Below are 5,938 nucleotides of genomic sequence, written 5' to 3'. Positions count from 1 at the left end.
GTGTCCCCCCGGACGCCGCCGCCCTCCTGGAGTGCCCGGGATGCGGCTGGCTCGGTCCGGCCGACTCCGTGTACTGCGGCGGCGAGTGCGGCCGCCGCCTGAACGGGCCGTCGGCATGAGCGCGGGCACGGACCCCGTCCGCGACGGCGGCACACCCGCCACGGCGGGCGCCGGAGGCGGGCGGCGGGTGCCGGGGGAGCGGGCGGCCGGCAGTACGACCGCCCATGACCTGGCCGTCCGCCACCGCCTGCTGCTCGCCCTGGCGGCGCTGCTGACGCTCTCCCTCTTCCTGTCCTACGAGGGGGTGCACGGCGACGCCGATCCGCTGCGCACCTCCAGCGCCCCCGCGGTGCTCTCCCTCGACACCGCCCTGTACGCCCTCGGGCAGGCCGAGGCGGACGCCGGTGCGGCGACCCCCACCAGCGACTTCCAGAAGCAGATCTCGGTCGCCGCGCAGAGCGTCGCGGCCGCCGCGGGCGACGATGCCGGGGGACCGTCGGCACGGCAGGCGCTCCAGACCGTGGCCGCGCTGATCACCGTCTACGCGGTCAAGGTGCAGCAGGCCCAACAGCAGCCCGCCGGGGGCGTGTTGCGCGAGGCATACCTCAGCTACGCGACGAGCGTCCTGGCGGACCCGGGCTCCGGGATACTGCCCCGGCTGAAGGTCCTCCAGGCGCAGCGGCGCGCGGCCGTGCACCGGCAGACCTCCTTCGGACCACTGCTGTGGTGCGGCTGGGCCGTGACGCTGCTGCTCGCGCTCGCCCTGGTCTGCTGTCTGCTGGAGACCCAGCTGTTCCTGCGCCGCCGCTTGCGGCGCCGCTACAACCGGGGCCTGCTCGGCGCGGGCGCGCTGCTCCTGGCCGGGCTCGCCGTGACCCTGCTGTTCACGGTGTGGACGCACACGGGGATGACGGACACCCGGCGACTGCTCGACCGCCCGCTGTCCGGGCGGGAACTCAACCACGCGGGGCGGGCGACCGCCGCGTACCTGGCGGACACCGGGCTGCGCGCCGCGGCCGCCGGATGGATCCTGATCGGAGGCATCCTGGTCATGGCACTGGCCGAGACGGGACTGCGACGGCACCTCGACGAGTACCGGTTCAGGCCCCGGTGAGCGGGCGAGCGCGAGGCCGCGCCCGGACGGTCACCGTGGTGGCGGGCTGCCTCGTCCTGCTGGCGGCGGCCGTCGTGCTGGGCGCCCGCGCCGTCGGCCGGGAGCCGACCGTCACCCTGCTGGCGAACTGGACGGGCCGTGACGAGGCGAATCTGCGCCGCGCGGTGATCGAGCCGTTCGAGCGCGCGTACCACGTGCGCGTGGACTACCAGGGCAGCTCGGCCGAGAGCCAGGTGCTCGGCGCCGATGTCGAGGCCGGGACCCCGCCGGACGTGGTGGTGCTGACCGGTCCCGGTGAACTCGCCGACTACGCGGGCCAGAAGCAGCTCCAGCCGCTCGACGGGCTCATTCCCCGGGAGGACTTCGGCACGTCCTGGGCGACCCCGCTCGCGGACGGGCATGTGTACTGGTTCCCGCTCAAGGCCGACCTCAAGAGCATCGTCTGGTACCCGGCGGGGACCGGCGAGGGGCAGCGCCGCGCGGCCCGGGACGATCCGGCGCAGTGGTGCGTGGGGATGGGCTCCGGCGCGACCAGCGGCTGGCCCGGCACGGACTGGATCGAAGACATCCTGCTCCAGCAACAGGGGCCGCGCGTCTACCAGTCGTGGGCGAGCGGCAAGCTGTCCTGGCGCTCGCCCGAGGTACGGCAGGCGTGGACGACCTGGGGCCGCCTGATGGGCGCGGGCACGTCGGAGAAGCTGCTGCGCCGCACCCTGAAGACGGGCTACGCCGAAGCGTCCGCACCGGTCACGGCCACTCCCCGGGGCTGCACGCTCGAACACCAGGCGTCCTTCATCCGCACCCAGTCCACCGCCTGGAAGCAGGCCGACGGCCGCTACGCCCCCTCGGCCGCCCTCATCCCGGGCGCCACCGCCAAGGACTCCTGGGAGGTCTCCGGCGACCTGGTCGCCCTGCTGCACGCCACCCCCCAGGCGAAGCGGCTGATCCGCTATCTGTCCTCCCCGGCCGCCCAACGCGCCTGGGCCGACGCCGAGTCCGCCTTCTCCGTCGACACCAGGGCCCGGCCCACCGCCACCGGACCCACCTGGCACCGAACGCTCGCCACGACCCTGCTCTCCCCGGCCGCCACGCACTGCTTCGACGCCTCCGACGCGATGCCGCCCACCGTCCGCGACGCCTTCGCCGAGGCCGTGATCGACTACCTGGCCCACCCGGCCCGTCTCACCTCCCTGCTCACCACGCTGGACACGCTGAGGTCGGCGCCGGGACAGACCTGGCTGCCGTCGGTGTGCGACCAAGTGCCGTGAGGCAGAAGGTGACTTGGAGGGGAAGGGAGGGCGGGCCGGTCGCCGGTCAGCCCATCGCCCACTCCAGCTTCAGCTCGCGCCCCTGCTCGCGGCCCGCCCGCGCCGCCGGTTCGCGGGTCGCCGGGTCCAGCGGGTTGGCGCCGATCGCGGTGGTCGAGGCGTCGTCGGGGCCGATGACGAGGACCTCGGCGCCCTCGGCGCGCAGTGCCGCGACCGTGTCGTCCAGCGGGTGGTCGCTCGGGAGGGGCTCGACGGGACCCAGCGGGACGAGGACCAGGACCCGGGTGGCGCCCGCGGCGAGGTCGACGTTGGCCACGGAGCGGATACCGCCGTCGATGTAGCGGCGCCCGGCGATCGTCACCGGCGGCCACACCCCCGGAACGGCACAGCTGGCGGCGACCGCGTCGACCAGCGAAACCCCCGAGTCGCGGTCGAAGACCCGCGTGTCCCCGGTCTCGGCGTCGACCGCCACCACCCTCAACGCCCGCTGGGGCCAGCCGTGTTCGGGCAGCCGGGACTCGATCACCGCGAGCCGCTCCGGCTCGCCGACCGTCCGCGCGGCCAGCGCCACCCGGCCGACCGCGCCGCGCAGCTCCGCCGCCGAGGACGCCGTGGCCATCGTGACGCCGATCTCCGCGGTGAACCGCTCGATGTCCATCTCGGCCATGATCTCGGTGGCCTGCAACGAAGGCTCCACCTGCCGCGCGAACAGCTCCTCCACGCCGAGCCCGCTGCCCAGTTGGGCCGCGACGGTCGCGCCCGCGGAGGTGCCCACCAGCAACCCGGCCCCGGTGACGTCCTGCCCGGCATCGGCGAGTCCCGCGAGCAGCCCGGTCATCCAGGCGATCCCGCCCACACCGCCGCCACCCAGCACCAACGCCTCGGTCATCTCAGCTCCTTCAGCAGTCTTCTCTGTCGCACCGGCATCGCCGGCCGCAGGAGGAACCCTTCCCTCCGCCGCCCCCGTCCAAGGTCCCGGCCGGGTAAAGGGCCAGGAAGGATCAGACGGCGTCCGGCACGACCGGGTCACCGGTGGCGCCGAGCGCGGCCAGCAGCCGCAGACTGTCGTGGTCGGCGCTGCCGGGCGCGGCGGACTGCACGATCAGCTCCGTGCCCGCGCAGTCCGGCAGCACGAAGTTCTCCTGGTGCAGCTCCAGACGGCCGACCGAGGGGTGCCGGTAGACCTTGCGGCCGTGGGTGCGGGTCCGGACGTCGGCGCGCGCCCACAGCTGACGGAAACGCTCGCTGTGCATGGCGAGTTCACCGATGAGGGCCGCCAGCTCCGGATCGTCGGGGCAGCGGCCCGCGGCCAGCCGCAGATGGCCCACGGAGTCCAGGGTGCAGTCCTCCCAGTCGGCGAACAGCTCGCGCCCCTCCTCGGCCAGGAAGATGTGCCGGGCGATGTTCAGCCCCTCGACGGTGCGGCCGTAGAGCAGATCGGCGAGCCGGTTCGCGGCCAGGACCGTCATCCGATGGTCGATGAGGAACGCGGGCGCGTCGGCCACGAGGTCCAGCACCCGCAGCAGTTCGGGCCGGGGCCGTGCGACCGACGGCCGCCGCCGCGGCCGCCCGGGCCGGTTGGCGAGCCGGTGCAGATGCTCGCGTTCCACCTCGTCCAGATCGAGGGCGCGCGCGAGCGCGTCGAGCACCCCTGCCGAGGGCCGGCGCGCCCGTCCCTGTTCGAGCCGGACGTAGTAGTCGACGCTCACCCCCGACAGATGGGCGACCTCCTCGCGCCGCAGCCCGCTCACCCGGCGGCGGGTGTCGGCGTGCAGGCCGACGGACTCCGGGCGGACCCGGGCCCGACGTGTGCGCAGGAAGTCCGCGAGATCGTCCATCGCTCCAGTATCCGCGGCGGACAAGCCCGTCGGGTGGCCCTGCCGGTACCAGGAAGAGCGGACCTATGGAACGAGCGCCCCTGAACCGCGCCGCCGGATCCCGCGAGGATCGGATCCCCGACGATCCGAGGAGCGGATATGAAGGTCTTCATCGTGCACGCCCACCCCGAGCGCCGGTCGCTGAACGGTGCGCTCACCGACCTCGCCGTAGAGACGCTGACCGGCGCGGGCCACGAGGTCCGGGTCAGCGATCTGTACGCGATGCGCTGGAAGTCCACCGTCGACGCCGCCGACTTCGGCCCCGCGGCCTCCGACCCGCTGGCCGTCGTACCCGACTCCGGACGTGCCTACGAGAGTGGCGCGCTCGCCGCCGACATCCGCGTGGAGCAGGAGAAGCTGCGCTGGGCCGACACCGTGATCCTCCAGTTCCCGCTGTGGTGGTACACGATGCCCGCGATCCTCAAGGGCTGGGTGGACCGCGTCTTCACCTACGGCTTCGGCTACGGCGTGGGCGAGCACAGCGACACCCGGTACGGCGACCGCTTCGGCGAGGGCGCCCTGCAAGGCAAGCGCGCCATGCTGTCGTTGACGGTCGGCGGCCCCGAGGGCCACTACTCGGACCGCGGCATCAACGGCCCGATCGACGACCTGCTGTTCCCGATCCAGCACGGCATCCTCTTCCACCCCGGCATGGCCGTACTGCCGCCGTTCGTCCTGTACCGCGCGGGGCGGATGTCATCCGAGGACTTCGCGGCGGCGGCCGAGCGGTGGCGCGAGCGGCTGCTGTCCCTGGAGGAGACCGAGCCCGTCCCCTACCGCACCCAGAACGGCGGGGACTACGAGATCCCGGTGGTCCGGCTGCGCGCGGGACTGGAGAAGCCGGGCCGCAGCGGATTCGCCCTGCACCTCGCCGAGTAGCGCCGCGCGAGGGGGCGCGGGACGTGGAAAGGGGGGCGCTGCGGGCTGCTNNCGCCCCCCTGGCCTTACCCGAGGGGTACTCGGGAGTTCTTCCGGGTCACGAGTTCACCTGTGCGGTGACCTGGTCCGCGAAGGTGGCCAGCCGGGTGTAGACACCCGGGTAGCCCGCCTCCGCGCACCCCTCGCCCCAAGAAGTGATCCCTGCCAGGACGCCCCCGATGAGCAGGGGACCGCCGCTGTCGCCCTGGCAGGTGTCTACGCCGCCGGAGCTGAGCCCGGCGCACACCATGTCGGACTGCACATAGTCCGAACCGTAGGAGGAACGGCAACTGGCGTCGGACACGAGCGGTACGGTCGCGGTCCGCAGCTGGTTGGAGGAGCTGCCGTTCTCCGAAGTCGTGCCCCAGCCGAGGATCCGCGCCGTGGTACCGGCCGCGTACACCCCCGTCTGGGAGGAGGAGACGTACGACACCGGCTTGTACGGCATCGACGTCGACAGGGTCAGCACGGAAACGTCGTTGCCGTTGGTGGCGTCCGAGTAGTCCGGGTTCACCCAGATCTTGCTGACCTTGCTCACCGTGCCGTCGCTGCCGTTGAGCTTGGTACGGCCGCCGACGACACGGACACTGGCGGGGGTCTCGCCGGCCATGCAGTGCGCGGCCGTCACCACCTTGGTGGCGGACACCAGGGTGCCGCCGCAGAACTGGCTGCCGGACGCGTCCGTGATCTGCATGACGAACGGGTACGCCGTGGTGGTGGTCGTCGTACCGCCGACAATGGGCTGGGGAGCCGCGCTCGCC

General features: G+C 73.3%; 6 protein-coding genes. 3 read left to right on the top strand and 3 right to left on the bottom strand.

Features of this window, described 5'->3' with window-relative positions; genetic code table 11:
* Positions 1–115 precede the first annotated feature (115 nt).
* Together CCN72_RS33455 and CCN72_RS33450 are read left to right on the top strand one after the other, a co-directional pair.
* Positions 116–1,114, top strand: a complete 999-nt coding sequence (locus tag CCN72_RS33455; protein ID WP_244174604.1) for a hypothetical protein — start codon at positions 116–118, stop codon at positions 1,112–1,114.
* Positions 1,115–1,152: 38 nt separating this feature from the next.
* Positions 1,153–2,382, top strand: coding sequence for an ABC transporter substrate-binding protein (locus tag CCN72_RS33450; RefSeq protein ID WP_244174603.1), 1,230 nt, complete (start codon positions 1,153–1,155; stop codon positions 2,380–2,382).
* 46 nt (positions 2,383–2,428) lie between these two features.
* Here CCN72_RS33450 and CCN72_RS33445 read toward each other — a convergent pair whose 3' ends face one another.
* Positions 2,429–3,271, bottom strand: a complete 843-nt coding sequence (locus CCN72_RS33445; protein ID WP_086812016.1) for a patatin-like phospholipase family protein — start codon at positions 3,269–3,271, stop codon at positions 2,429–2,431.
* Between the two features lie 112 nt (positions 3,272–3,383).
* Positions 3,384–4,220: a helix-turn-helix transcriptional regulator gene (locus tag CCN72_RS33440; protein WP_086812014.1), complete on the bottom strand. Its 837-nt coding sequence runs from the start codon at positions 4,218–4,220 to the stop codon at positions 3,384–3,386.
* Positions 4,221–4,358: 138 nt separating this feature from the next.
* Here CCN72_RS33440 and CCN72_RS33435 point away from each other — a divergent pair, with 138 nt between their 5' ends.
* Positions 4,359–5,138: an NAD(P)H-dependent oxidoreductase gene (locus tag CCN72_RS33435; protein WP_086812012.1), complete on the top strand. Its 780-nt coding sequence runs from the start codon at positions 4,359–4,361 to the stop codon at positions 5,136–5,138.
* Between the two features lie 97 nt (positions 5,139–5,235).
* On the opposite strand, the gene CCN72_RS33430 is transcribed toward CCN72_RS33435, so the two are convergent.
* Positions 5,236–5,938 (bottom strand): S1 family peptidase (locus CCN72_RS33430; protein WP_107430231.1); only part of this gene is annotated, 703 nt, incomplete at its 5' end.

The organism is Streptomyces murinus (genome assembly GCF_002154555.1).
Lineage (GTDB): Bacteria > Actinomycetota > Actinomycetes > Streptomycetales > Streptomycetaceae > Streptomyces > Streptomyces murinus.
Note: the sequence above shows the minus strand (reverse complement) of the source record. Positions and strands in the feature narration are given on the sequence as shown.